Origin of the sequence: Sphingomonas sp. ERG5, assembly GCF_000803065.1 — a bacterium.
In the GTDB taxonomy this organism is placed as follows: domain Bacteria; phylum Pseudomonadota; class Alphaproteobacteria; order Sphingomonadales; family Sphingomonadaceae; genus Sphingomonas.
This window is the reverse complement of the sequence record NZ_JSXI01000041.1, coordinates 47659-71731: the sequence shown is the minus strand read 5'-3', so window position 1 is coordinate 71731 and position 24073 is coordinate 47659. Positions and strand designations below refer to the sequence as shown.

The window sequence follows — 24073 nt, the reverse complement described above, 5'->3', positions numbered from 1 at the left end:
CGACGTCGCCCACCCTGACGGCATCATCGCGTTCTCCGACTTCGGTATCGAAAACCTCGAAAACCTCATCGCCATTCATCGCGGCCGGTAGGATCGATCGCCGTCGCGGCCCTCACCGGATGGGTACACTTCGCGGCACGGCTACGACAATCCGCCAGCGCCTCGGCATTGTCCTTCACGAAAACCGCCGCGTCATCCAACTCGCGCGACCGAGCCGGATCAGCCACCCGCAACAGCCGCATCCCAGCGTCCCATTCGCCGCGCATTAGCACGTCCGCCGCGTGCTGCTCCGGCCAATGCCAGCTCTCCGGCACCGACTGCGCGATCCTCGTCGGTACGACCGTACCTAACGCAAATCCCACCGCCAACGCCGCAGTCGCTGCGCCGACGATCCAAAGTCTCTGCGTCTCGGCCTTCATCGCCGACGCCACCACGCCCTTGAGCGACTGTATCGCTCCACCAAGCTCCCGGTTGGCGTCGTCCCAAGCCTGATGATCGGCAGCGCGCACCCTCGCGCCCGCTTCCGCGATCTGCGGCGCGAGGGTCTCGGGCGTGAGCGCGATCCCCGGCTTCTCCTTCAGGGATTTGAATGCACGGACGATCTCCGCCCACTGCTCTTGGATCTTCACGAGATCTGCCCCGTAATCACGGGCATGCAGTTCCTGCTGCCGCGCCGCGAACCCTTCGACCGCCGCCGTCAGTCCCGCAAGTTTTCGGGTCATCGCCTCGAACGCGACCTCCGGATCGTCGATGTCGCCGGCGGGCTGGACGGTGGTTTCAGCATTCATAGTCCGATTCCAAGGTTGCGCCCTCGGTCGATCGAGAACGTCAGTTGCTGGATGACCGATCGCGTTCGCGCCTGATGGCCGATCGCGGCGCCGATGCCGCCATCACGGCTCCCGGGCGACCACTCCGGTGACCATTGACGCCCAAGCAGCTCGCTGCCGCGGCGGCTGAGCGCGGCGCCGAGCGCCGGGTCCTTTTCGAGGCCCTTCGCCATGGTGCGCATGCGGTTCTCGACAACGCCCCGCGCGTCCTCATTCTGCCAGCCGTTGAGCTTGTCGCGCTGCGCACGGAGCTGCTGCCAGGATTGCACGAACCGATCAGCGCGCAGCTCAGGATTGGAGCGAAGCTCGGTCTCCAGCTGCATCTGGCGGATGGCGCTGGCGGTGCCTCCGTTGGCGGCCTCGGCCACCATGCCGGGCTCGCGCGCAAACGCGGTATCGAGGTCGTGCGCGCCGTGCCGGTGCACGGCGTCGAGCGCCTGCGCAGCCTGCACCTTTGCGGCCTTCTGATATTGGAGCGCGGGCAGGCCTTGCTCGGTCATCCTGCCAATGTCCCGAACGGTGCGCGCGTAGCGCTGCACCGCGGTGCCGAGCGCGGATTGCCGTTCGACCGGTGCTCGATCTGTCGGCGTTGAGAGCTTGAGGCCATCGAACCGGCTGCGCTTCGGCGCCGGCTCGGCATCTGGGGTGCGCAGCCGCAGACCATCGAACCTGCCGCGCCGCGGTTGTTCGGGTGCGGTGTGGCTGCGATCGACCACCTGCTCGCGCGCGCGCGTGTCGAGAATCCGCGACCGGTCGAACCCGCGGCGTTCGGCAAAGCGGGTCGCGCTCTGATCGTAATCGAGAGCGCTATCCTTCGGCAGGTCGCGCGACAGCGTGCGCGCGAGCCGCTGCTCGTCGGCGAAGTCGTCGCGGCCATAGTGGAGATGAACCTCGTCGCGATGCCGCGACAGCGCGACATAGGCGGCGTGCCGGTCGAGCCCCGGGGTCGCCAGCACATGCACACGATCGACCGTGAGGCCCTGTGCCTTGTGGATCGTGACAGCGTAGCCGTGGGTGACGTCGGCATAGTCCTTGATGTCGAACGCCACGTACTGGCCATCGTCGAGCCGCACTGCCATGCGGGCGCGATCAACCTGTTCGATGGTGCCGAGTGAGCCATTCTTGACGCCCAGTTCGCGTTCGTTGCGAAGGAACATGATGCGGTCCTGGGCAGCAAACAAGCGTTCGCCACGCGTGGTTTTGACCGCGATTTCAGAGGCTAACGTCCCGTCGCGCTTCATCCGATCCCGGGCCAGCCCATTCAGTTCGTCGCATTCTTCGTTGGTATGCGACAGGATGATTGAAGAGTGCGCCGGATCGCCGGTGCGGTCGCTATCCCAACGGTCAATCAGCGCCTCACGCGCCACCGCGCGCGTCTCCGACTCGACCACCATTCCAGCTTCGCGATAGGCGTGGAGCGCCTCACCCGTGCGGCCGGTGGCGAGCTGGCGGGCGGCATCACGCTGCCAATCTTTGCGCTGGCGGCGGACCTCGGTGATCTCGATGCCGCCATGCCGCTCGGCGGTGGCCCGGAACGCGGCACCGGCCTCGATCGCCTGCAGCTGCTCCGTGTCGCCGATCAGTACGACCTTTGCACCGCGCTTCTCGGCTTCGGCAATCACGCGTTCCATCTGACGCGAGCCGATCATCCCGGCCTCGTCGATCACCAGCACATGGTGGGAGGTGAGTAATTCCCTCCCTTGGGACCATTGATGTTCGAGGCTCGCGATCGTGCGCGAGGCGATACCGGAGCCGCTTTCCAGATTCTCGGCCGCGATGCCGGAGAGCGCGAGTCCCTGCACCTGATAGCCGGCGTGCTTCCACGCTTCGCGCGCAACACTGAGCATCGCGGATTTGCCGGTGCCGGCGTAGCCGATGACGACACCGAGATCCTTGGCATCGGTGACGTGCTCGAACGCCGATCGCTGCTCGGCGGAAAGCACCAGTCCGCGACGCTCGGCGCTGACGATGGCGCGCTCGCGGTCGCGGTCGGCAACGCGATGGCGCTCCCGCTCCGCGAGTGCTTGCGTCTGCCGCGCGAGACGCTGCTCGGTCTCGATCATGTCGCGGCTGGTGAACCGGTCTTCGCCGCGCCCGTCCTTGCCGAGCGCGACCAGTTCCGGCGAGGCGCGCACCGCCGCCATTATCTGATCGAACTGATCCTTGCCCTCGCTGTGGCGATGCACGAACATGGCAAGGTCGCGCGTCGTGAATGTCGCCTGGGTTCGCGTGATCGCGTCGAGCGCGAGCCCGGGACTGGCGATAATCTTCTCGCCGTTGGCGCGCGCGATCTCGCGATGCTCATCGACGCACTCGGATTCCAGTCCTTGAGCTGCCATGCGCGACGCAGCCGGGCCGATCTTGTGCTGCGGCTCAAGGTCGATCCCCTGTGCTTCGAGCGACCGATGATCGATCCGTGCATCGATATCGAGCTGGGCGAGGCGTTCGTTTGCATGTTCGCTCCAGCGCTCGCGCCATTTTTCCAACACGTCGGTGCGATTCCAGTCGCGGTTCTTCTTGCCGAACCCGTCCTCGTTCACGTCGCGCATCGTGAGCATTATGTGTGCGTGCGGCTTCACCAGACCGTCGGCACCAATATCCCAGTGGACATTCAGGTCGGCGATCATGCCCCGATCGACGAACTCGCCGCGCACGAAATCGCGGGTCAGCTCGATGCCCTGTTCCTTGTTCATCTCCCTGGGAATCGCGAACTCGATCTCGCGCGCCAGCTGCGCGTCGATCCGTTTCTCGGCCGCCTCGACCTCGTTCCACAGCCTTTCGCGATCGGACAGATGCTCCGGTGCGCCCTCCGGCAACATCACTTCTGAATGGACGACGCCTGCCTTGTTCGAGAAATCATGATGCCGGTCGAGCCGCTGGTCGTGCAGCCGCGAAGCAGAGCGGTAGGCGGCGGACGCCAGCGCCGACGATCCCGCCGCGCGCGAGATGATCTTGGCCGAGAAGTGGTAGATCGCCATGGCGGCAATCCACTTACACCCTACAAGGGACGTCGGCACGACGTATAAGCGCGCCCTCGAAAGAATTCATCTTTCTCGGGACTGCGAAGTCCCAAGTGATTTCATGATGTTGCCGCTGATCGATGCCAGCGATAATTAGGTCGCCCTCGCCATGCAATGGAAGAAGGTCGATGCGCAAACCTCGCGATTTCGACGCCGAACTGAAGGCGCTCGACGACAAGGCGAAGCTGCTCAAGGAACGGCGGCTGCACCAGCTCGGCGAGTTGGTCGTTGCGACCGGTGCGGATGCGCTGACGGTCGAGCAGCTGGCGGGCGCTCTGCTCGACGCGGTCGAGACCAACGACACAGTCGCGAAGGAGGGCTGGCGCAAGCGGGGCGCGGCCTTCTTTCAAGGGTCGCGCAAGGCTCGCGGGCGCGCTGGCAGCGACACGCGCGGCGCTTCGGAGAGCGACGGCGATGCGCAATCGGCGCAGCGCCAGGATCGCGCGCAATGACACGCGCGCCTGGGTCATGAAGCGCCGCGAGCGAACGCGCCAGCTGATCGAACTGGGCGGGCTGATCGCCAAGGCCGGGCTGGTCGAACTCACCGATGACGATCGCGCCGTGATCTTTGGATTGCTGGTGGAAGGCGCCGCGAATCTTCGCAGCAAACATCGGGACGAGGTGCTCACGCTTTGGCGGCGTCGCGGACAACGCGCGTTCGCGCTTGCCGATGGTGGCGAAGCATCGCCATAGCGCCGCAATGCAGGTCGAACTTCAGGCGACAATTACCGCCATCATGGCGCGCACGCCCGAGTGGGTGCGGCAGGAATTGCTGTCGAAGGAACAGGCAACGCGCGCCCGCGCCGAAGAAGCACTCGCCGCGATGATCGCAGGTGCGCTGAAGGATGCACAAGCCGCCTGACAATCAGGCGGCGGCGCTGCGCTCCAGCTGGGCGATGCGCTCTTCGCAGATGATCTGGACCGCTTGCCCGAGGACCTCGACGCGCTCGCTGAGCCAGGCCAACTCCTCTTCGCTGATCCGGAAGTGCTTTGAGTACCGCGCCTTCACATAGGCCTCTTTGAGCTTCTGAAAGCGCGAGCGGTCGGCGCGACTGTCGCGGGGCCACGCGTCAATCAGGCGCGGGTCGAGCCGCTCGGCCTGGGTGCGCAGAAAGCCGAGATTGTGAACGTGCGGCGTGTAGAAGGTGCAAACCAACAGCACGCAGTGGTACAGCCGTTCGGCTGCTTGGTGCATTATGAAGGCGGCCTCCTTGGTTCGCCCCTTCTCGATCAATCCGTTAGCCGTATCGAGAAACACGCTTGCGCTCGGATACCACTCCTCGAAGTACTCCCGCGCCATGGCGAGCGCCTGCTCGGGTGTCTTAGGCTTGGGCTCGTGAAAATCGGTGTCCTCGCTCTGATAAAGCGCGATGCCATCTCGGGCGATGTCCATGAAAAAGTAGCGGCCATGTGCGAGTCCATCGTTCACCTCATGCATCGTGTGCACGATGAAGTTGACAGGCGTGCGTAGCGTCTTGGTGATCGCCAGTTCGCGGTCGAGCCGGTCTTCGGCGGTCGCCCAGAATTCGATGCGGTCGGTCAGCTTCTCGTTGTTGACGATAACGAGCAGATCGAAGTCGGATTGATAGCCTTTGGCGGTATGCGGCTCGTCGACCCAGCCACCGCGCGCATAGCTGCCGTAGAGGATGACCTTGAGGATGCGCGCATTCTTCTTCCAGTCGGAGGTCGCGATAGCGGTCGCGTCGCCGAACTCCTCGAACAGGATTTGGACGACGCGCTCCAACTCGCGCTGCTTGGCCGGTGGAAGATGGTCGAGACTGGTCTGCATGGGCGTCATCCTAACCGCATGAACATACTTGGGACAGCCTCGCCGGACAGGCCGGCGAGGCACGCGAGCGTCATCGCCGCAGCTTCCCAGCGAACCGACGCAGGAGACGCCTCCACCATGGCACCGGCGGGCGCCCGTCGAACGCTTCGAGCAACGTGACCATGCTCCGAGCAAATTGCCGCTCGACCTGTTTGGTACTGAGCCCGGTGCGCTCGGCGATTTCGCCATAGGACAGGTCGTCCAGCCGGATCGCGAGGAAGATCTCGCGCCGCAACTTCGGCATGCGCTGAAGCCCGGCCTCGAGCCGCTCGATGATCTCGGCCTCGGTGAGATTCTCGCTCATGACCGCGCCTCCTTCGCAGGCGCGAAGGCGAGCAGATAGTCGGCCGCCTTGCTGGCCGCACTGGCCGCACGGAAGATCGCCCGCTCATCGTCGCGGAGAACCGCCAGCCACGACCCGACATAATCGGCGTGCCGCACCGTCGGCTGGATCGCTAACGATGCGCAGGCAAAGGCGCTTGCCATCTCCGCTACCAATTCCTCGCGGGCATAATCGGCACTGCCGAACCCGCCACGCTGGTTGCGGTCCAGCCGGCTGCGATGCCCGGTCCAGTGGCCAAGCTCGTGGAGCGCGGTGCGATACCAGTTGATCGGCTCGCCGAACGCGGCCTGCGGCGGCACCGCGACATAGTCGCCGCTTGGCGAATAATAGGCCTCGCCCCCGCCAACCCGGAAGTCCGCGCCGCTCGCGTCGATCAGCCGCCGAACCTGCGGCAGGATATCCGCCTCGGCTGGAAGCTCGGGCAACTCGATCAGCCGCCCGGGCAAGCCCTCGCACTGTTCCACATTGAACACGGTGAAGCGCTTGAGGAACGCCAGCTGCCGCGCCTCGCGATCCTCGTCGCGCGCACGTTCCGCCTCGTCCTTAGGCGTGAACCGATCCGCATAGCAGATGGTCGTTCCCCGCTCACCCTTGCGGACGTTGCCACCCGCCGCCTGCGCCTGCCGGTAGGTCAACCAGCGCTGCGAAGCATAGCGACCTTCGATCACCGCCGCCCAGAGAATCAGGACATTGATCCCCGAATAGCGCCGCCCGGTAACTGCATTTTCGGGCATGGTGCACCCGCAGGCCGCCGCATCCCAAGGCTGCACCCAGGGCAGCCGTCCTTCCTCCAGCTCGGCGATTACCCGCGCCGTCACCTCGGCATAGAGGCTCGCACGCTCATTTCCGGTCCTCATCACTCCTCACTCCTTCCAAACCACCGCAACCGGCGCCGGAATGGCGGGGGTGGGCGGCAGGAGCGGACCGGGGATCCCGCCGACAGAGGCGGGCCGCACCCGAAGGGCTGCAACGCAGTGGAAGACCCCGGCGCAGCCGGGGTTGCGGCACGCCGCGGCGGGATCAAAGGGCAGCGACGCCCACCTCCGCCAGATCGAAGCCGGAGGCCAGCGCCATCGCGCCTGCGCGGTGACAGAATTGGAAGCGCAGCTCCGACCCGCGTCAGCCGATCGTCATCCGAACGGACCGAGACGCCGAAGAGCGACTCGGCGCCGCGCAGCGGCGTAGAGCGCGGTCACGCCGCAGGCGTGAGACGCCATGGGATTCCAGCCCCGAAAATCGAACCTACGCCAGGGTACGTCTTTGGGCGCCACAGGGTCCTTTATGAGGACTCTCGGACCCCAACCCCTTGCACCGTCAGCTCAATTCCCAATCCTGTTCGCGGGGAGCCAGACCGACGCAGACAGGACCAAGCCATGACCGAAACCCCCGACCGCATCCTCCGCCTGAAGACCGTGCTCGAACGCACCGGCCTCAGCCGCTCGACGATGTACCGCAAGATCCAGAACGGCACCTTCCCGAGCAACATCCGGATCAGCGTCCGCTGCACCGGCTGGCGGGAATCCGCAGTCAACGAATGGATGCGGAATCCAATCTTCTATGACACCAGCGCCACCCCCCCGGGTTAAGGCGGAGCCACCTCCCTTTCGTTGGGCGCTGAAGTGAGCGAAGTTCGCCGCTCGAAATCCCGACATCGACAACGCGCGAACGCCTGTGCCATTGCCCCCGGCGATGACCAAACTCACGCTTTCCCAACTCACCAGCCTGCTTTTCAAAGCCTGTGACGAACTGCGCGGCAACATGGATGCCTCGGAGTACAAGGAATACATCTTCGGCGTCCTGTTCCTGAAACGGTGCAGCGATCTCTTTGATCAGCAGCGCGAGCGGCTCACCGCTCAGCTCAAGGCACGCGGGTTGCATGGTCCCAGGCTTGAAGCGCTCCTCGAAAGCCGCGATCAGTACACGTTCTACGTGCCGCCTGAGGCCCGATGGGAGACCGTTCGGCATCTGAAGGACGATGTCGGCAACGGACTAAATACCGCAATGGGCGAGCTTGAGCGCCACAACAAGGATCAGCTCGAAGACGTCCTTGAGCACATTAACTTCAACCGCAAGATCGGTCAGCGCACCCTAAGCGACGATACCCTTGTCGACTTCATGCAAGTGTTCGAGAAGATCCCGCTGCGCGACGAGAACTTTGAATTTCCGGACCTGCTTGGCGCGGCATACGAATATCTCATCAAATATTTTGCGGACTCCGCGGGCAAGAAGGCCGGCGAGTTCTACACCCCGTCCGACGTTGTTCGCACCATGGTGGAGATCGTCGATCCCCAGCCGCACATGTCAGTCTACGATCCCACTGTCGGATCGGGCGGCATGCTGATCCAGTCGCGCGATTATGTCCGCGACAATGGCGGCAATCCGTTCGACCTCACGCTCGCCGGGCAGGAATCGCAGGGGACGACCTGGTCGATCTGCAAGATGAACATGATCCTGCACGATATCCAATCGGCCGACATCCGCCAGGAAGACACGCTCGCCAAACCGCAGCATCGTACCGGCGACGAGCTGACCCGGTTCGACAGGGTGTTGGCCAACCCGCCGTTCAGCCAGAACTACAGTGTCAAGGACATGGAATTCAAAAGCCGCTTCGCCAAATGGATGCCCGACAAAGGCAAGAAGGCGGATCTCATGTTCGTCCAGCACATGCTGGCGGTGCTCAAATCGGACGGGCGCATGGCCACGGTCATGCCGCACGGCGTGCTGTTTCGCGGCGGCGAAGAAAAGGAGGCTCGCGAGCATTTCATCAAGCAGGGCTGGCTCGATGCCGTCATCGGCCTGCCGTCCAGCCTCTTCTACGGCACCGGCATTCCCGCCTGTATCTTGGTGATGAACAAGCAGCGTGCCGCCGAGCGCGACGACGTTTTGTTCATCAACGCCGACCGCGAATATCGCGAAGGCAAGGCGCAGAACTTCCTGCGGCCAGAAGACATGGCAAAGATCGTCGAGGTCTATCGCAAGCGCGAGGATGTGCCCGGATATGCCCGCGTCGTGCCCCGCGCGGAGATCGAGGCCGAGCAGTATAATTGCAACATCCGCCGCTACGTCGATAACGCCCCGCCGCCCGAGCCGCAGGACGTGCGTGCGCACATCCATGGCGGGGTGCCGGTAGCGGAGGTGGACGCGCTGGAACGCCACTGGGCCAACTACCCGGGCTTGCGCGAGGCCTGCTTTGCGTCTCGCGCGGGCGATGCGGCCTATTGCGACTTTGCCGAGGCAATCACGAAGCGCCGCGACATCACCGAGCTGGTCAACTCTCACCCGGGAGTGCTCGCCGCACACCAGGCATTCATGAATCGCCTGGCGGACTGGTGGCGCACGGTCGAGCCGCAGATGCAGATGATTGCGGGGGGCAATGGGCAGGCGGACAATGTCTATGCGCTTCGGCGCGGGTTGATGGCCGATATCTCGCAGGCCTTTGCCGATCAGACGCTGCTCAACCCTTTTCAGATCCGCGGCGGCATGGCGCGTTATGTCGACAGCCTGAAGACCGATCTCAAATCGATCGCCGCGAGCGGCTGGGGCGCCGAGCTGATCCCCGACGACGAGATACTGCAAAGCGAATTTCCCGAGTTGATCGGGGAGCTGGCGACCAAGCGCGCGCGGATCGACGAGGTGCAGGCGCTGTTCGCGGCGGCGGACGAGGAAGGTTATGAGGATGACGACGATAGCGGCGTGCTGGCATCCTTGCAGGTCAAGGCGCTGAAGGACCTGCTCAAGGCGCAGGGCGCGGAGCTCAAGTCGCTGGTTAAGGCTGCACAGGGGGCCGCGCCCGATCTGGTAACCGAACTGCGGCTGCCGAAGGGCGCCGCGAAGCTGGGCAAGCTGGGCGATCCCGATTTCGTTGCCGTTCACGCGCTGGCGGCGGCGGCGAACAAGGCGGGCAGCACATCGCACTTTGCCGAGCCGGTCCGCGCGCTGGCGCAGCAAGGCCAAGCGATTGTCGAGACACTGGCCGATGCCGAAACCCGCCTCGCCCGGCACAAGAATCTGGAGGACGAGGCCAAGGCGCTGAAGTCTGACCTGCGCGTGGCGGAAAAGCGGCGCGAGGAGCTGGTCGCCGCCGCCCGCGCCAAGATCACGCCGGATGCCGCGCGCGCGCAGATTCTGGTGCGCTTCCGCAATGCGCTTTTCGCCACCTACCGCGCCTATCTGGATGCCGACCGGCGGGCAGTGACGGCAGCGATTGAGAATCTGCACGACAAATATGCAGTCACGGTGCGTGATATCGAGCAGAAGCGGCGCGACGCGGGGGCGGAGCTGGATGCGTATCTGAGGGCTTTGGGTTATGTCTGAGTGGGGCGAGAAGCCACTCGGAGAACTGGCGACGATCCGAGTTAGCAACGTCGACAAGAAGTCGCTGGCCTCGGAATACCCCGTGCGGCTCTGCAATTATATGGATGTCTATTCCGGGACGTATCTCGACGACGAAGTCGAGTATATGGAAGCTACTGCATCAGCGAGAGAGATTGCCAACTTCTCGTTGCAGATAGGTGATGTCGTCATCACGAAGGATTCGGAAAGCCCAGATGACATTGGAATTCCTGCCGTTGTCGACCGTACGGCGGGAGGCCTCGTCTGCGGCTATCATTTGGCAATGCTGCGGCCCGAAAAGTCCAAGGTCGATCCGCTATTCTTGCTGAAGCAGATTGAAACCGATGCCGTACGTCGTTTCTACCTGAAGCAGGCGGCCGGCTCGACGCGCTATGCACTGTCGACTGGGACCATCGAGGCGACGCCGATCAAGCTTGCGCCACTTGAGCAACAACGCATCATTGCCCGCATCCTGCGCACGATCGACACCCAGATCGAGGTGACGGAGAAGCTGATCACCAAGCAGGAGCGAGTGCGCGCCGGGTTGATGCAAGACCTGTTCACACGCGGTGTGGACGAACACGGACGGCTTCGCCCGCCCCGCGAGGAAGCCCCGCACCTTTACCACCAGACCGAACTGGGCTGGCTGCCCCTGGGGTGGGAGGCTCCCGAACTGGAAGATCTGCTTGCTCCAGTGCCTACGCCTATGCGGAGCGGGCCATTCGGTAGCGCCCTGCTGAAGCACGAGTTGGTAGATTCAGGCGTGCCGCTCCTTGGGATCGACAACATCCATGTCGAACACTTCAAAGCCGATTTTACTCGCTTTGTGACTCGCCGCAAATTCAGCGAATTATCTCGGTATCGAGTCCTTCCGGATGATGTGGTCATAACGATTATGGGCACAGTTGGACGCTGCTGCGTAATTCCGGATGGTTTCGGCGAAATGCTCTCGTCCAAACATCTATGGACGATCTCATTGGATCAATCGAAAGCTCTGCCAAAGTTGGTTTGCTGGCAGTTGGGCCATGCGACCTGGGTCGATTCATGGTTTCGGAAAAAGTCCCAAGGCGGAATTATGGACGCAATCCAATCGTCGACCCTCAAGCGATTGCGCCTGCCCATGCCGACTCTGCCAGAGCAAAGCAGAATGACCGCAATTTATGAGGAAACAACGTCGCACCTAGGGCGGATGCGCGAAGAATATGCGAAGCTGACGCTCCAGAAATCCGGCCTCATGCAAGACCTGCTCACCGGCAAGGTCTCCGTCGCCCCCCTCCTCGAAAGCGCCGCCGCATGAGCGAATATGTCCATGTCGAGAAACCGCTGCTGACCCAGCTTGCCGGGCTGGGCTGGACGGTGATCGATCATGGCAACCAGATGATCCCGCAGGACCCGGCCGGGTCGCTGCGCACCAGCTTCCGCGACCTGATCTTGCCGCGGATATTCCGCGAAAGCGTCCGCGCGATCAATGCCTTGCCCGATGGCCGCGAATGGCTGACCGAGCGGCAGCTTGCCGGGCTGATCGACGAGATTTTCCGCCAGCCGGGCAAGGGCCTGCTGGAGGCCAACGAGGCGGTGCAGGCGTTGCTGACGAAGGCGCAGGTCGATCGCAACGAAGCGACGGGGGAGAAGGATCCCACCGTCCGCCTGATCGATTTCGCCAACCCGGAACGCAACGCGTTTCACGCGATCAACCAGTTCCGCATCGATACGCCGGGCTGCGTCAGGGGCTTCATCATCCCCGATGTGGTGCTGTTCGTGAACGGCCTGCCGCTGGTGGTGATCGAGGCCAAGATCGGCGACGCCAACACCGCCAATCCGATGCACGAGGCCTATGTCCAGCTGCAACGCTATCGCGACGCCCGCCCCGAAACCGCGCTCGCCGGCCTGCGCGAGGGCGAGCCCAGGCTGTTCTATCCCAACCTCGCCGTCATCCGGACCTGCGGCGAAGCGGCCGAGTTCGGCACCATCACCAGCGCGCCCGAGCATTTCTACAGTTGGCGCAACATCTGGCCGGACCGGTACGCCACGATCGCGCCGCCGCTTGGCGCCATCCGCGCGCAGGAAGAGCTGGTCCAGGGCCTGCTCAACCCGCATTGCCTGCTTGACATGCTGCGTACCTGCTCGGTGTTCAAGGATACCGAGAGCGGTAAGCGCGTGAAGGTGCTCGCCCGGTACCAGCAACATCGCGCCGCGCGCCGCATCGTCGAGCGCCTACGCACCGGCGAAACGCCGTCGGAGCGCAGCGGGGTGATCTGGCACACTCAGGGCTCGGGCAAATCGCTGACCATGGTCTTCGTCGGGCGGATGCTGCGCGCGTCGCGCGACCTCAACGACATCAAGATCGTGATGGTGGTGGACCGGGCGGACTTGGAGGGCCAGCTATCCGCCACCGCACGGCTGATCGGCGGCAAGATCAATCTTGTGGAAAGCCGCGCCGCCGTGCGCGACGTGCTTGCTTCACCCGCGTCCGATGTGAACATGGTGATGGTCCACAAATTCGTCGAGGCGAAGGACGATCTGCCCGAGAGCTTCCGCGAAAAGCTGGGTCGCTACGCCCCGCCGCCCAGCGCGGAAAGCTTTGGCGTGGTCAACGCATCTCCGCGCATTCTGATCATGGTGGACGAAGCCCATCGCACCCAGGGCAGCGACATGGGCGATAATCTGTTCGAAGCCTTCCCCAATGCCGCACGGGTCGCCTTCACCGGCACGCCGCTTAAGACCGAGCGCCACGGCGGCCGCAGGACCGTCAAGCGCTTCGGCGAGTATATCGACACCTACAAGCTGATGGACGCGGTGGCGGACGGGGCCACCCTGCAGATTCTCTACGAAGGCCGCACCGCCAACACAGCGCTTCGCGACAAGGCGGAATTCGATCAGGCATTCGAGGACCTGTTCGAGGAGCGGTCACCGGAAGATCTGCTCGCGATCAAGAAGAAATATGGCGCGACCGGCGACATTCTGGAGGCCGAAAGCCGCATCGGCGCCATCGCCCGCGATCTGGTCGGGCACTATATCGACAATATCCTGCCCAATGGCTTCAAGGCGCAGGTGGTGTGCCACTCCAAGCTTGCTGCCGTCCGGTATCAGCGGGCGTTGCGCGAGGCCTTGCAGAAACGATTGGCGAGCGAGCGGGCAAAGGCCGCGCCGGACGCCGATCTGATACGCCGAATCGCCTTTCTAAAGGTAGCGGTGGTCGTCTCGTCCGATGCCACTAACGAAGCCGCTGAGATCACCGCGGCGCGGCGGGAAGCCAAGGAACTGAACGCGGTCGAGAGCTTCTGCCAGCCGTTCAATCTGGACGCCTATGACAAGGCGAACACCGGCGTCGCCTTCCTCGTCGTTTGCGACATGCTCCTGACCGGCTTCGACGCACCGGTCGAGCAGGTGATGTACATCGACAAACGGCTGAAGGAGCATAACCTCCTCCAGGCCATCGCCCGCGTTAATCGGGTGACGCAGGGCAAGCAGCGCGGCTTCATCGTCGACTATATCGGGCTCGCCAACCATTTGACCGACGCGCTGAAGATTTACGCCGACGAGGATGCCGAGGATCTGAACGCCGGCTTCAAGAATCTGACGTCCGAGCTGCCGATCCTGGAGGAACGCTATCGCCGCCTGCTCCAGCATTTTCAGGGGCTGGGTGTGCATGACATAGAGGCATTCGTAACCGGCACGTTGGGCGGTCCCGATGATGACGTTCGCGTCGTGCACAAGGCCGTCGACGCGCTGGAGTCCATCAAGGCGCGGGCGGATTTCGAGATCTATCTCAAGAAATTCCTGATGAGCCTCGACTTGGTCCTGCCGGGCGCCGCCGCCCAGCGTTATCGCGGCCCGGCGCGGCGGCTCGGCTATCTGATGCGAATGACCAAGGAGCGGTTCAAGGATGATTCCATCGACTTTGCCGGTGTAGGTCAGAAGGTTGCGGCGCTGATCAATCAACATCTCGTCGAGCTAGGGATCGATCCGCAGATTCCGCCGGTGGAGCTGCTCGACCCCGACTTCGTCGAGCGGGTGACGGGGCACGCTCAGGGCAGCACGCGTGCCAAGGCTAGCGAGATGGAACACGCCATCCGTAAGCACTGCACCATTCATTTTGACGAGGATCCTGCGTTCTTCAAGCGAATGAGCGAGAAGCTCGACTCCCTGATCGCCAAGCATGGCGAAGACTGGAAAATCCTGGCCGAAGCCTACGAGGAACTGCGGGCCGAAATTCGCTCCGGCCGTGCGAAAATCAACGCGGCGCAACCCGCTGAGGTTATGGTTTTCCGGGATAACCTGATTGATTTGATTGGTGACGGAGCGGCGCTTTCGCTGGAAGATTCTGCGATGGTCGACGCGCTCTCGGCACGACTGGTTTCCGTCATCCGCGAAGCCATCGTGATCGTGGACTTCTGGCGGAAGCCCGATCAGGTTCGGCGACTGCGTGCCAACATCGACACGGAATTGATGGTATCGGGCATTGGCGCTGTTCAGGACCAACACCAGCGGATTGCGGTGGAACTATCGAAGCTGGCGGAGAAGCGACACGCGGAGCTGTTGCGGACATGAAAATGTGTGCGCAAGATATCGAGTTCACGCTGGTACGCAGCGATCGGAAGACCGCGGATATCGTGATCGAACGCTCCGGCGATGTGATCGTGCGTGCGCCTAACGGCATAGACGACGAAAGAGTCCGCGAAGCCGTCGCCGGTCGCGCTTTGTGGGTCCACCGCTCACTGGCGGAATGGGAAGACCTCAACTCAAGCCGCCGTCATCGCCCACTCGTTCAAGGTCAGGGTTTCGCTTATCTCGGGCGCTCCTATCGGCTGAAATTCATTGAAGACTCGGACGTGCCGCTACGGCTGAAGAACGGGCGCTGGGAATTGTCGGAAGCATTTGTCGCCCGTGAGGGCGCGGCTGCGGCAAGAAAGGCTTTCCGCGACTTCTACACGACGAAGGGCATGCAGATCTTCACCGAACGCGTTCGACAGCACGCGCCCTGCGTGGGTGTCGAACCGAGCCAGGTTGCCGTCAAGGAACTTGGGTATCACTGGGCATCATGCGGAGCTGGCGGCGCGCTTAATTTCCACTGGAAGACCCTCATGGCACCCCAAACGGTGATCGATTACATTGTCGTACATGAACTCTGCCATTTGCGGCACCGCGATCATTCGGACGCATTTTGGAACGAGGTGGACAAGGTGCTTCCGCAATACCGAGAGCGGAAAGAATGGCTGCGGCAACACGGTGCCTCGCTCGATTTATAACGCGACAAAGGCGCCTGCCTTTTTCGTTTGAATCCTCTAATCTGCCGCGTGGCCGATTATCGCGCTTTGCCGAGCCTTTTCCTGCGGCGCGCTCCGTGCCTCAGCTTGGTCGAGATAGTCGGCCCACCATTCCATCATCTTTCGCCGATGGTTTAGGTAGCGAGCTGAATTGTAGGCCGCTCTGACACCCCTCGGCGTATGCGCCAGCTGGTTCTCAATCCAGTCGGGCTCGAACAGGCCGCTCTCATTTAAGACGGTGCTGGCAAGGCCGCGGAACCCATGCACAGTGGCTTTGCCGCGCAGGCCGATCCGGTACATGATGTCGAGCATCCGGTTTTCGCTGATCGTGCCCGTCCTCGATGTCGGCACGGGAAAAAGGTAGCGCCCGAACTTCATGTTGCCTGCAGCGAGGTAGACATTGGCTCGGCGAATCTCGTCGAGCATCTTCATCGCCTGCGGGGGCAAGGGCACCAGATGCTCCGAACGCTTCTTCATCCGCTCGGGCGGGATGCGCCACACTGGCTCCTCGGTGTCGAGCCCCTCGAATTCGGACCATTCAGCGAATCGTGTTTCCTGCGACCGGACCATCGTGAGGATCGTCCAGCGAAGCGCCAGATGACTCATGCGGTCGCCGCCGTCCGCATTCAGCTTGACGAAGAACTCCGGCAGGTCTCTGCTCGCCACCTTGGCGCGATGCTGCGTGGGCTTCGGCTTGGCCATCGCAGGCGCGAGATCGCGACATGGATCGCTTTGGCAGCGTCCGTCAGGGATGGCGTAGCGGAAGACTTCACTGCAATGGTTCTTCACGCGATGCGCCATCTCGATTGAGCCGCGCTTCTCGATCGCTCTCAGCGCCTCCAGCATCTGGCGCGGCGTGATGGTGTCGATGGGCTGCCGACCAACGACAGGGAATATGTCGGCCTTCATGCGGCGCATGAGCACGCCCGCATAGCGCGGAGACCAACTGAGGAGCCGCGTCTCGTACCATTCCAGCGTCACAGCCTCAAAGCTGTCGGGCGGCGGTTCGCCGGGGGACAGCGCACGACGTTGCTTCCGGGGTTTGGGGCGCGCATTCGGCTCTAGGCCCAGCAGGAGCTGAGCCTTGATCGCGGCACGCCAATCGCGGGCCTCGCGCAAGCTAACCGTCGGGTAGGACCCGCCCGAGAAGAATTTCTGCTTGCCGTTGACGTTGCAACCGAGGCCCCAGAATTTGCCTCCGTTGGGTTTGACGAAGATGAACAACCCGCCACCATCGGAGCGCTTATAGGGCTTCGGGGCAGGCTTGAGGGCTTTGAGCGCGATATCTGTCAGCATCTCCGGTACTCCAGCGCATCCTGCACCTTGGTACCGTTCTTGGTACTTCTCTTGGTCCAGCGTGATCGATACCAAGAAACTGGCTAAAAGTTGCATGGGCTGCAAGTCCAGCCCCTGGGACCCAGCGAGACGCTAAGTTTCTGATTTTATTAGATATCGGCGAGGCGCTTGGGACGCTTTGAGAGCCGCTGGAACGCCCTCGGAAAACGGTAATGGTCGGGGAGACAGGATTCGAACCTGCGACATCCTGCTCCCAAAGCAGGCGCGCTACCAGACTGCGCCACTCCCCGACGAATGGGGGCCTCTACGCGGGTTGAGGGGGCGGATGCAAGCGGCGTAGTACGCCAACAGGCATTTTAATGCAGAGGGTTGGTGGGCCCGGCAGGACTTGAACCCGCAACCTACCCGTTATGAGCGGGCAGCTCTAACCAATTGAGCTACAGGCCCCACCATCTGCTCCGTTAGCGGAGGCGCGCCGCCGCTGGCAAGTCGAGCTTTACGCCCGTATGCCGGCGGAGATGAGCTCATCGAGCGACGCAGCACGAACGCCACGCCGGTCAAGATTCGCCAACACCTTGTCCCACCAATGGTGAAACGCCGCGAGATCCTTCGTATCGCGGACATAAGGCGTATGCCCAGGCGCGAGCGATGGCGAATGGAACGAGAAATTGAGCACTTGCACGCCTTGCCCCACTGCAACGGCAATCGCCTCCAGCGCATCGGCCAGCGGCATGTCCTCCGGCGTCAGGGCAACGCGCGACAACAGGCCGGCGCGAGCGAACAGCCCCCGCCCTTTCGGAATACGGCCAAGAGCATCGTACAGGCTCGCCGCGCCGCGCCGCGCCGCGCCGATAAAAACGGTGGTCAGCGGCAATTCCATCACCTCACCGAGATGAAATGCGTGATTGCCGATCGCGCGAAAATCCGGGCCATGCTCCGCGCTATAATCGTACGCGGCCCGCATCGAGCTATCGATCCGATAGCCGCGCGATGCGAGCAACGCGGCTGTCGCTGGCCCGATGCCGTAACGCCCCGCACGATAGACTCGGGGCGCCGCGCCAAAGCCTTGCGTGATGGCATCGGTCAGGATGTCGAGCTTCGCCGCTTCGAGCGACGCAGGCAAATTTCCCGCAAAACTGTTTGCCGGCGTCAATTCTTCATCGAAAGGCGGGCTGACCCAGGGGTGGAGTTGCGTGCCGATCGCCGAACGCCCATCCGCGAGAACCTCCCGCAGCACATCGATCGACACGGGATTGGTCGCAATGGGATGGTCGATCAGATAGGTCAGCGGCACGCCGCGCTCAGCGAAACGGCGATGTCCCTCCGGCAATGCGCGGATCGCCGATACAGTGCGGGCATCACGCGACAAGGGCGCGCCCCAGTCGAATTCTTCCTCGGTATCGACCATGATCGTGAAGCGCGTGCCAAAATTGTCAGGCCATATGACCCGGTCGGCGGCAGCCGGCGGCGCGGGACGATAAATCGACCCGATCGAAGGCGAGGCAGTCCCTGCCACGCTCAGCTGGAAGAAACCTGCTCCACAGCAGCGATAACGGCGGCGGGCAGGTGCAAAGTCAAGGCTTGCTCGCCAATCACCAGCGCACCACCGAGTTCGCTGGCAAGATTACGCGCCAGCCGCAGCGCGAAACCCGTACCGAGCAGCGGTGCGCCTTCGGCCTCGGCCTCCGCTTCGGCATCGATCATCAGGATGTTCTCGACGCCATAGGCCGCGAGCGTGCGTGGGCGATCGAAGATGAGGATGACCTGAGCATCGACCCCCAGTTCGGCTGAGATACCGATCGTCTCGCCATTGCTGCCGGACGCGACCAATGTCGCCATCAGCCGGGCGATCAGCCGTTCGACGGCGCGATCGTCCCCCGCGATCGCCATTTCCGGCGACCCCGGCCCGATCTTCAACACGGTACCGCGCAACCGTGCGAGCGGCGCCAGGTCATCCGCAATCTGGGCGAGCAAGGTCGCGACCGGAACGGTGCCGGGCCTGAGATCGAGCGCATGGGATTCGATCCGTGCGGCAAGATCGATATCGTCGATCGCGGTGAGCAGATCGGCCGCCTGGCTGCGAATCTGACTGGCATGGTCGCGATACACTTGCGGCACCGGGCCGAGCAGCTGCGTCTCGATCATCTCGGCAAAGCCGGCAATGGCGTTGGTCGGCGTCCGCAACTCATGGACAAGCTGGCGCAGTGCATCCGATTGCGGATTGCGAGAGATACGTACGGGCTCCGCGCTCTCATCGGCACGCGGACGGCGGGCCGTGCCGCGATAGCCGGTGAAGCGCCCGGTCTCGCGATCGAAAACCGGGATACCGGTGATGCGCCACTGGCCGGCGGCATCCGAATTGCCCTCCACGATCAATCGGGCATTGGCGAACCCGGCACGGCGGCGAAACGCGCCGGCCGCGACGCCATCAACACGCGATCCGCTGGGCAACGCCGCGAAGTCGAGCGACAAGCCGATCAGTGGCGCGCGCGCGGCGCCCTCGATCCAGCGCACGATTCCCGCCGCGTCGGTCTCAAAGCGGAAGCTGGGCGACTGAACGGGTTCGAGTTCGAACAGGGCCGGTTGTGCGTCGTAATCGCTGTGCAGCAGCGGAACGCCGGGCTTGTCCTCGCGCTGGCGCTGATAGGCGTCGATTCGTTCGAGCAACTCGTTGATCTGGAACGGGCCCTCGGATTGGGCGTCGTGCGAATCGATGGCGATCGCGGCGGCATTGTTATTCTCTGCCTTGCGAAGCGCTTCGGCGACGACCGGCAGGCCGAGTGCAACGGATCCTAGCGAAACGAATGCCGTTTCCGGGGGGACCAGCTGAATTGGCACTGCGACATGATCGGCTCGTGCGACCGGTTCGGCCAAGACAGGCTCGACCGCATCGATAGGATTGGCTTGCGTGTGCCCCTGATTCAACGCGTCGATCGGTGACGCGGTTCGCTCGATCGGCCGGAGCTCCTCTTCGATTTCGGCAGCCGGCAGACGGAAATCGACCGAACCGAAGCTTTCCAGGGCGCGGCGCACCTCAGGCGCCAGGTCGCGGCGATGACGCAAGACCGAACGACCCGCCGGCGATAAACCCGGCAGAATCTCGATCCATTGGTCGGCGCGCATCGTCGCCATACGCAGCACTGGCGCGGCGATGGCAATCTCATCCTCGGCGAACACCTGCACCAGAGCCGCAGGTGGATCGGCATAGGCGAGCGAGCGCGCACTCGCCGCGCGTACCGGTGGCGGCACGCGCCCGCGGATCATTCTTAGCCGCTCGATCGCCACCGGATCCACCGGCACGCGCCGTCGACCGATCAGGTCGACCAGCTGACGCCATGCCGACTGCGCGCCAAACGGCGTCGACATGTCTGCCGAAAGCACCGTTTCAAGGCTGTCGTCGAAGCGCAAATCGGGGCCCCCGGGCCGACGCGCGAAAGGCGCGTCGTAAGGATTTCTTAACCGGCATACGCCGCTTGAGGAACTGTTGATTTTGGGACGTAGCAATGTGGGACAATTGCGTTCCGCCGCAATTATCTTATGCTGAACAATAGAGATGCGCGCGAAAATTCGCGTCGCGCGGGAGTTGTACGCAATGGCGTTTGATCAGATCGACCGGCAGATTCTGGGATTGTTGCAGGATGACGGGCGGATGACGAATGTCGAATTGGCCGAAAGGGTCGGGTTGACCGCCCCACCCTGCCTGCGCCGGGTCCGCGCGCTGGAAGATGCGGGTGCGATCAAGGGCTATCATGCCGAACTCGATGCAGCGGCATTGGGCTATCCGATTACCGTTTTCGCGATGGTCAGCCTGCGCAGCCAGGCCGAGCATGATCTGGCCGCGTTCGAAGACCATGTCGCGGCGATTCCGGAAATCCGCGAATGCCATATGCTCAACGGTGAAATCGACTTCATCCTGAAGATCGTCGCGGGCGACCTGAAAAGCTTCCAGGACATCCTGACGACGCATCTCACCCCGGCGCCGAACGTTGCGAGCGTCAAGACGTCGCTGACGATCCGGACCGCGAAATCGGTACCGGGCATCCCCGTCCGGTCCTACTGACCACCCGCGATCAACGAAAAAGGGCGGCATCGCTGCCGCCCTTCCCGTCTTTTTCCGGATTCGGATCGCTCAGGCGGCAGGCGCGCCGGCTGGCGCATCGATCCAGGTCGTCCACAACGTCGCGATTTCGTTGCGCGGCGCATTCTTGACCAGCGCGAACGCAGCCTTGGCGCCGGCCTTGTCGCCAGTCGCGGTCAGCGCGATACCAAGATGGGTATTCACTTCGTCGGCATCGACCGATCCCTTGGTCAGCGCGAGGCGATACATCTCGATCGCCTTGGCATAATTGCCGCTGCCCAGGCAGAAATCGCCGGTGTCGGCAGCCACCGCGCCGGTCTTTGCTGCGTTCGCTTTCGTTTCCTGCGCGGCAAGCGAACCTTCGGTTCCGATCTGCTTGACGGCATCGGCGCGGAACTGAGTGGCCGTCGTGCTCGATGCCGGGATCTTCCCGTTCTTCTTGCCCTCGTCGAGCACGGTGATTGTCTCGCTGCCGAGGCCGATCGAGAAGGTCAGTTCGGCATATTCGAGATAATCGTCCTGACCGGCAAGGCCATTGGTGGCGCGCATCAGGCGGAACAGATCGACGCGCTGCTTCTTGTCGATGCGCTTGGCGCCCGCGCCCTGGAAGCCGAACACGTAAATCGCCGTGCGCCAGTTCTTCGGCGTGCCATAGCTATGCAGCCAGTTGCGCGTCCAGCGCTGCACGGCGGCATTGTCGTTGGTCTTTTGCAACGCGGTAATCGCGTAGGTGTACAGGTCTTCCGATACCGGCTTGCCCGCTGCCTTGTCCGCCGTCACCACCGCTTCGATATCGGCGATCCCGCCGGGGGCATCGCCACCGAGGATCTTTGCCTTGGCCATCAGCAGCGGCAGGTCGCCACTGGCGTAACCCGCCTCTTTCGCCTTGGCATAGTTGCTCAGCGCGACCGGATATTGTTTCGCGTTATAGGCGATGTTGCCGCGCATGAACGCGTAGCGGCCGATCGAATCCTTTGGCGTCTTTGGATTGGCGAGCAGCTTGTCGAGCGGGCCGGCAAGGACATTCTCATTGCCCTTGTCGCCCATCTTGAGCGCTTCATACTGGAAGCGATAGGCCTGGGCGATGTAAAGCTCGTCATCGCTCTTCGCGACGCCTTCGAGGCCCGGCAGATTGGCATCCAGCGCAGCGAGGTAAGCGGCATCGGCCGCTGGCTTGCCGGCTGCCGGTGCAGCTTCGCGTGCACGTGCGGCTTCGTCGATCTTGATCGCGAACTCGCGGGCTTCCTTGCTCAGTTGCAGGCCTGGCGCCTTGGCTTCTTCTTTCTTCTTCGCATAGGCTGGCGCCACGATCGCGACGCTCGACGTGCTGGCGATCAAGATGGCCGCCAGTGCGACCCGGGACAATGTCTTCACGATGAAACTCTCCTATTGGCGGCGCACGGCGCCCTCCCTCGCCCGGCCGCTGTAGCCACCCCCGGCGTCCGGTTCAAGCAAGCGGCATGAGGAAACGCATGTCCCGCACGCGCTGCACGACGATTGAACCCGTTCGTCGGTTCCGCATGCCCCAGCATCGCTTTGACCAGCGCCGATCGCGCCGCTAACCGGGCGGCATGATCGCCGTTCTCTCCCCCGCTAAAACCCTGGATTATGCCAAGCCGATCCCGGCCGTGGCGCCAACCGAACCACGCTTTGCGACCGAAGCCGCCGGGCTGGCCGCATCCGCCGCCAATCTCAGCCAGAAACGGCTGGCCGAACTGATGGCGATCTCCCGCCCTCTGGCGAAACTCAACGCCGACCGGTTCGCCGGATTCGGCGACGCCCCGCATCGCCCGGCGATCTTCGCATTTGCCGGCGACGTCTATACCGGGTTCGAGGCCCGGACGGTCGACGAAGCCGGGATCGCCTTCGCCCAGGACCATCTCCGGCTGCTGTCGGGCCTGTATGGCCTGCTCCGCCCGCTCGATGCGATGCGGCCCTATCGCTTGGAAATGGGCACGCGCTGGGCGCCGCGACGCAAGAGCCTGTACGACTGGTGGGGCAACCGGATTGCCGATCTGCTTGCGCACGACGTTGCCGAGGAAGGATCGGGCGTGGTGCTCAACCTCGCCAGCCAGGAATATTGGGCGGCGGTGGCCGGCAAGCTTCCCCAGGCGATTCGCGTTGTCCAGGTCGATTTCCGCGAGCCCGGCCCCGACGGCCCGCGCTTCATCAGCTTCAACGCCAAACGCGCGCGCGGCATGATGGCACGCTGGCTCTGCGAACACCGTGTGAGCGACATCGACGCGATGAAGAGCTTCGACACCGATGGCTATCGCTTCGATGCCGCCGAGAGCAATGACACCCAGTGGCGCTTCATGCGGGACGCCGCTTGACCGGGGCGGCGATCGTCATCGGCGCATCGGGCGGGATCGGCGCGGCGTTCGAAGCCGCGCTGATCGAGGAAGGCGCCTTCGATGTGGTGCATGGCTTCGCCCGCCGCGACAGCGGCAAGCGCCATATCGACCTGACCGATGAAGCGACGATTGCCGCAGCCGCCGCCATAGCCGCGACGGGTCCCGCTCCGACATTGATCTTCATTGCGACGGGCCTGCTCCACGAAGGCGATCATGGCCCGGAAAAGGCGTTGGCCGATCTCGACCCCGATTGGCTCGCCCGAAACTTCGCGATCAACATGATCGGCCCCGCCCTGCTCGCCAAGCATTTCCTGCCGCTGATGCCGAAGACTGGCCGCACCGTCTTCGCCGCCCTGACCGCGCGAGTCGGCAGCATCGCCGACAATCGGCTCGGCGGCTGGCACGGCTATCGCGCGTCGAAGGCGGCACTCAACATGCTGATTCGGACCCTTTCGATCGAGGAGCGCCGCCGCAACAGCAGCTCGATCGTGGTCGGCCTGCACCCCGGCACGGTCGACACCGCCCTGTCGCGCCCCTTTCAGGGCAATGTGACCGCCGGCAATCTGCTCACGCCCGACCGCGCGGCGGTCCAGTTGCTCGACGTCATCGATGGGTTGCGCGCGCCCGACAGCGGCAAGTTCTTCGCCTGGGACGGCGCCGAAATCCCCGCATGACAATCATTTCACCCGCGGGTCACGTCGCCGACACCCGCACCGGCGCATTACCCT

Annotated in this window: 20 protein-coding genes and 2 tRNA genes; 11 read left to right on the top strand and 11 right to left on the bottom strand. The window is 63.4% G+C overall.

Annotated elements, in window-relative coordinates; genetic code table 11:
* Positions 1–65 precede the first annotated feature (65 nt).
* Both OO12_RS14815 and traA read right to left on the bottom strand, forming a co-directional pair.
* Entirely contained in the window at positions 66–788 is a 723-nt protein-coding gene (locus OO12_RS14815; RefSeq protein ID WP_052215899.1) for a DUF6118 family protein, read from the bottom strand.
* Positions 785–3805 carry a Ti-type conjugative transfer relaxase TraA gene (gene traA / locus OO12_RS14810; RefSeq protein WP_034159479.1) on the bottom strand — a complete coding sequence of 1007 codons (3021 nt, stop codon included), beginning with the start codon at positions 3803–3805 and terminating at the stop codon, positions 785–787. Before traA ends, OO12_RS14815 begins: the two co-directional genes overlap by 4 nt.
* Before the next feature lie 170 nt (positions 3806–3975).
* Between traA and OO12_RS14805 the strand changes: the two genes are divergently transcribed.
* From OO12_RS14805 to OO12_RS28920, 3 genes are read left to right on the top strand one after another with little or no spacing between them, the layout of a single operon-like run.
* On the top strand, positions 3976–4299 hold the full coding sequence (locus tag OO12_RS14805) for a conjugal transfer protein TraD (protein WP_034159478.1): 324 nt from the start codon (positions 3976–3978) through the stop codon (positions 4297–4299).
* Positions 4262–4540, top strand: coding sequence for a conjugal transfer protein TraD (locus tag OO12_RS14800; protein WP_235364805.1), 279 nt, complete (start codon positions 4262–4264; stop codon positions 4538–4540). Before OO12_RS14805 ends, OO12_RS14800 begins: the two co-directional genes overlap by 38 nt.
* Positions 4541–4547: 7 nt before the next feature.
* On the top strand, positions 4548–4709 hold the full coding sequence (locus OO12_RS28920; protein WP_200887481.1) for a hypothetical protein: 162 nt from the start codon (positions 4548–4550) through the stop codon (positions 4707–4709).
* A 3-nt stretch (positions 4710–4712) separates the two neighbouring features.
* Here OO12_RS28920 and OO12_RS14795 read toward each other — a convergent pair whose 3' ends face one another.
* The 3 genes from OO12_RS14795 to OO12_RS14785 all read right to left on the bottom strand — a co-directional run bounded on the left by OO12_RS14795 (position 4713) and on the right by OO12_RS14785 (position 6875).
* Complete coding sequence (locus tag OO12_RS14795; protein ID WP_034159477.1) at positions 4713–5636, bottom strand: HEPN domain-containing protein; 924 nt, start codon at positions 5634–5636, stop codon at positions 4713–4715.
* A 70-nt stretch (positions 5637–5706) separates the two neighbouring features.
* Entirely contained in the window at positions 5707–5979 is a 273-nt protein-coding gene (locus OO12_RS14790; protein WP_034159476.1) for a sigma factor-like helix-turn-helix DNA-binding protein, read from the bottom strand.
* Entirely contained in the window at positions 5976–6875 is a 900-nt protein-coding gene (locus OO12_RS14785) for an ArdC family protein (protein WP_034159475.1), read from the bottom strand. Before OO12_RS14785 ends, OO12_RS14790 begins: the two co-directional genes overlap by 4 nt.
* A 516-nt stretch (positions 6876–7391) precedes the next feature.
* Here OO12_RS14785 and OO12_RS14780 point away from each other — a divergent pair.
* The 5 genes from OO12_RS14780 (at position 7392) to OO12_RS14760 (ending at position 15599) form a co-directional block, all read left to right on the top strand.
* A complete protein-coding gene (locus OO12_RS14780) occupies positions 7392–7604 on the top strand; it encodes a helix-turn-helix transcriptional regulator (protein ID WP_034159474.1) in 213 nt (70 codons plus the stop codon).
* Between the two features lie 103 nt (positions 7605–7707).
* Positions 7708–10332: a type I restriction-modification system subunit M gene (locus OO12_RS14775; RefSeq protein WP_034159473.1), complete on the top strand. Its 2625-nt coding sequence runs from the start codon at positions 7708–7710 to the stop codon at positions 10330–10332.
* Entirely contained in the window at positions 10325–11647 is a 1323-nt protein-coding gene (locus OO12_RS26940; protein ID WP_052215898.1) for a restriction endonuclease subunit S, read from the top strand. The genes OO12_RS14775 and OO12_RS26940 overlap by 8 nt, the downstream gene beginning before the upstream one ends.
* Positions 11644–14901, top strand: coding sequence for a type I restriction endonuclease subunit R (locus OO12_RS14765; RefSeq protein ID WP_034159472.1), 3258 nt, complete (start codon positions 11644–11646; stop codon positions 14899–14901). Before OO12_RS26940 ends, OO12_RS14765 begins: the two co-directional genes overlap by 4 nt.
* Positions 14898–15599, top strand: coding sequence for a M48 family metallopeptidase (locus OO12_RS14760; protein WP_034159471.1), 702 nt, complete (start codon positions 14898–14900; stop codon positions 15597–15599). The genes OO12_RS14765 and OO12_RS14760 overlap by 4 nt, the downstream gene beginning before the upstream one ends.
* Positions 15600–15635: 36 nt before the next feature.
* Here the strand turns inward: OO12_RS14760 and OO12_RS14755 are convergent, their stop codons facing one another.
* The 5 genes from OO12_RS14755 to OO12_RS14735 all read right to left on the bottom strand — a co-directional run bounded on the left by OO12_RS14755 (position 15636) and on the right by OO12_RS14735 (position 20279).
* Positions 15636–16913 carry a tyrosine-type recombinase/integrase gene (locus OO12_RS14755; protein ID WP_034159470.1) on the bottom strand — a complete coding sequence of 426 codons (1278 nt, stop codon included), beginning with the start codon at positions 16911–16913 and terminating at the stop codon, positions 15636–15638.
* Between the two features lie 213 nt (positions 16914–17126).
* A tRNA-Pro gene (locus OO12_RS14750) sits at positions 17127–17203 on the bottom strand.
* A gap of 80 nt (positions 17204–17283) precedes the next feature.
* Positions 17284–17360: transfer RNA gene (locus OO12_RS14745), tRNA-Ile, on the bottom strand.
* A gap of 49 nt (positions 17361–17409) precedes the next feature.
* A complete protein-coding gene (locus OO12_RS14740) occupies positions 17410–18429 on the bottom strand; it encodes a polysaccharide deacetylase family protein (RefSeq protein ID WP_235364804.1) in 1020 nt (339 codons plus the stop codon).
* A 2-nt stretch (positions 18430–18431) separates the two neighbouring features.
* Positions 18432–20279, bottom strand: coding sequence for a sensor histidine kinase (locus OO12_RS14735; RefSeq protein ID WP_034159492.1), 1848 nt, complete (start codon positions 20277–20279; stop codon positions 18432–18434).
* Positions 20280–20505: 226 nt separating this feature from the next.
* Between OO12_RS14735 and OO12_RS14730 the strand changes: the two genes are divergently transcribed.
* Entirely contained in the window at positions 20506–20973 is a 468-nt protein-coding gene (locus tag OO12_RS14730) for an Lrp/AsnC family transcriptional regulator (RefSeq protein WP_034159469.1), read from the top strand.
* A gap of 69 nt (positions 20974–21042) precedes the next feature.
* On the opposite strand, the gene OO12_RS14725 is transcribed toward OO12_RS14730, so the two are convergent.
* Positions 21043–22365 carry a hypothetical protein gene (locus tag OO12_RS14725; protein ID WP_034159468.1) on the bottom strand — a complete coding sequence of 441 codons (1323 nt, stop codon included), beginning with the start codon at positions 22363–22365 and terminating at the stop codon, positions 21043–21045.
* 197 nt (positions 22366–22562) lie between these two features.
* Here OO12_RS14725 and yaaA point away from each other — a divergent pair, with 197 nt between their 5' ends.
* Positions 22563–23324 carry a peroxide stress protein YaaA gene (gene yaaA / locus OO12_RS14720; protein ID WP_034159467.1) on the top strand — a complete coding sequence of 254 codons (762 nt, stop codon included), beginning with the start codon at positions 22563–22565 and terminating at the stop codon, positions 23322–23324.
* On the top strand, positions 23321–24019 hold the full coding sequence (locus OO12_RS14715; protein WP_034159491.1) for an SDR family NAD(P)-dependent oxidoreductase: 699 nt from the start codon (positions 23321–23323) through the stop codon (positions 24017–24019). Before yaaA ends, OO12_RS14715 begins: the two co-directional genes overlap by 4 nt.
* Positions 24020–24073 lie beyond the last annotated feature (54 nt).

Bases quoted from the DNA above. Each gene is read 5' to 3' on its own strand.
- OO12_RS14785 (WP_034159475.1), bottom strand. From the start codon at position 6,875: ATGAGGACCGGAAATGAGCGTGCGAGCCTCTATGCCGAGGTGACGGCG.
- OO12_RS14780 (WP_034159474.1), top strand. From the start codon at position 7,392: ATGACCGAAACCCCCGACCGCATCCTCCGCCTGAAGACCGTGCTCGAA.
- OO12_RS14735 (WP_034159492.1), bottom strand. From the start codon at position 20,279: ATGTCGACGCCGTTTGGCGCGCAGTCGGCATGGCGTCAGCTGGTCGAC.
- OO12_RS28920 (WP_200887481.1), top strand. From the start codon at position 4,548: ATGCAGGTCGAACTTCAGGCGACAATTACCGCCATCATGGCGCGCACG.
- OO12_RS14800 (WP_235364805.1), top strand. From the start codon at position 4,262: ATGCGCAATCGGCGCAGCGCCAGGATCGCGCGCAATGACACGCGCGCC.
- OO12_RS26940 (WP_052215898.1), top strand. From the start codon at position 10,325: ATGTCTGAGTGGGGCGAGAAGCCACTCGGAGAACTGGCGACGATCCGA.
- OO12_RS14775 (WP_034159473.1), top strand. From the start codon at position 7,708: ATGACCAAACTCACGCTTTCCCAACTCACCAGCCTGCTTTTCAAAGCC.
- yaaA (WP_034159467.1), top strand. From the start codon at position 22,563: ATGATCGCCGTTCTCTCCCCCGCTAAAACCCTGGATTATGCCAAGCCG.
- OO12_RS14765 (WP_034159472.1), top strand. From the start codon at position 11,644: ATGAGCGAATATGTCCATGTCGAGAAACCGCTGCTGACCCAGCTTGCC.
- OO12_RS14730 (WP_034159469.1), top strand. From the start codon at position 20,506: ATGGCGTTTGATCAGATCGACCGGCAGATTCTGGGATTGTTGCAGGAT.
- OO12_RS14755 (WP_034159470.1), bottom strand. From the start codon at position 16,913: ATGCTGACAGATATCGCGCTCAAAGCCCTCAAGCCTGCCCCGAAGCCC.
- OO12_RS14805 (WP_034159478.1), top strand. From the start codon at position 3,976: ATGCGCAAACCTCGCGATTTCGACGCCGAACTGAAGGCGCTCGACGAC.
- traA (WP_034159479.1), bottom strand. From the start codon at position 3,805: ATGGCGATCTACCACTTCTCGGCCAAGATCATCTCGCGCGCGGCGGGA.
- OO12_RS14815 (WP_052215899.1), bottom strand. From the start codon at position 788: ATGAATGCTGAAACCACCGTCCAGCCCGCCGGCGACATCGACGATCCG.
- OO12_RS14790 (WP_034159476.1), bottom strand. From the start codon at position 5,979: ATGAGCGAGAATCTCACCGAGGCCGAGATCATCGAGCGGCTCGAGGCC.
- OO12_RS14795 (WP_034159477.1), bottom strand. From the start codon at position 5,636: ATGCAGACCAGTCTCGACCATCTTCCACCGGCCAAGCAGCGCGAGTTG.
- OO12_RS14760 (WP_034159471.1), top strand. From the start codon at position 14,898: ATGAAAATGTGTGCGCAAGATATCGAGTTCACGCTGGTACGCAGCGAT.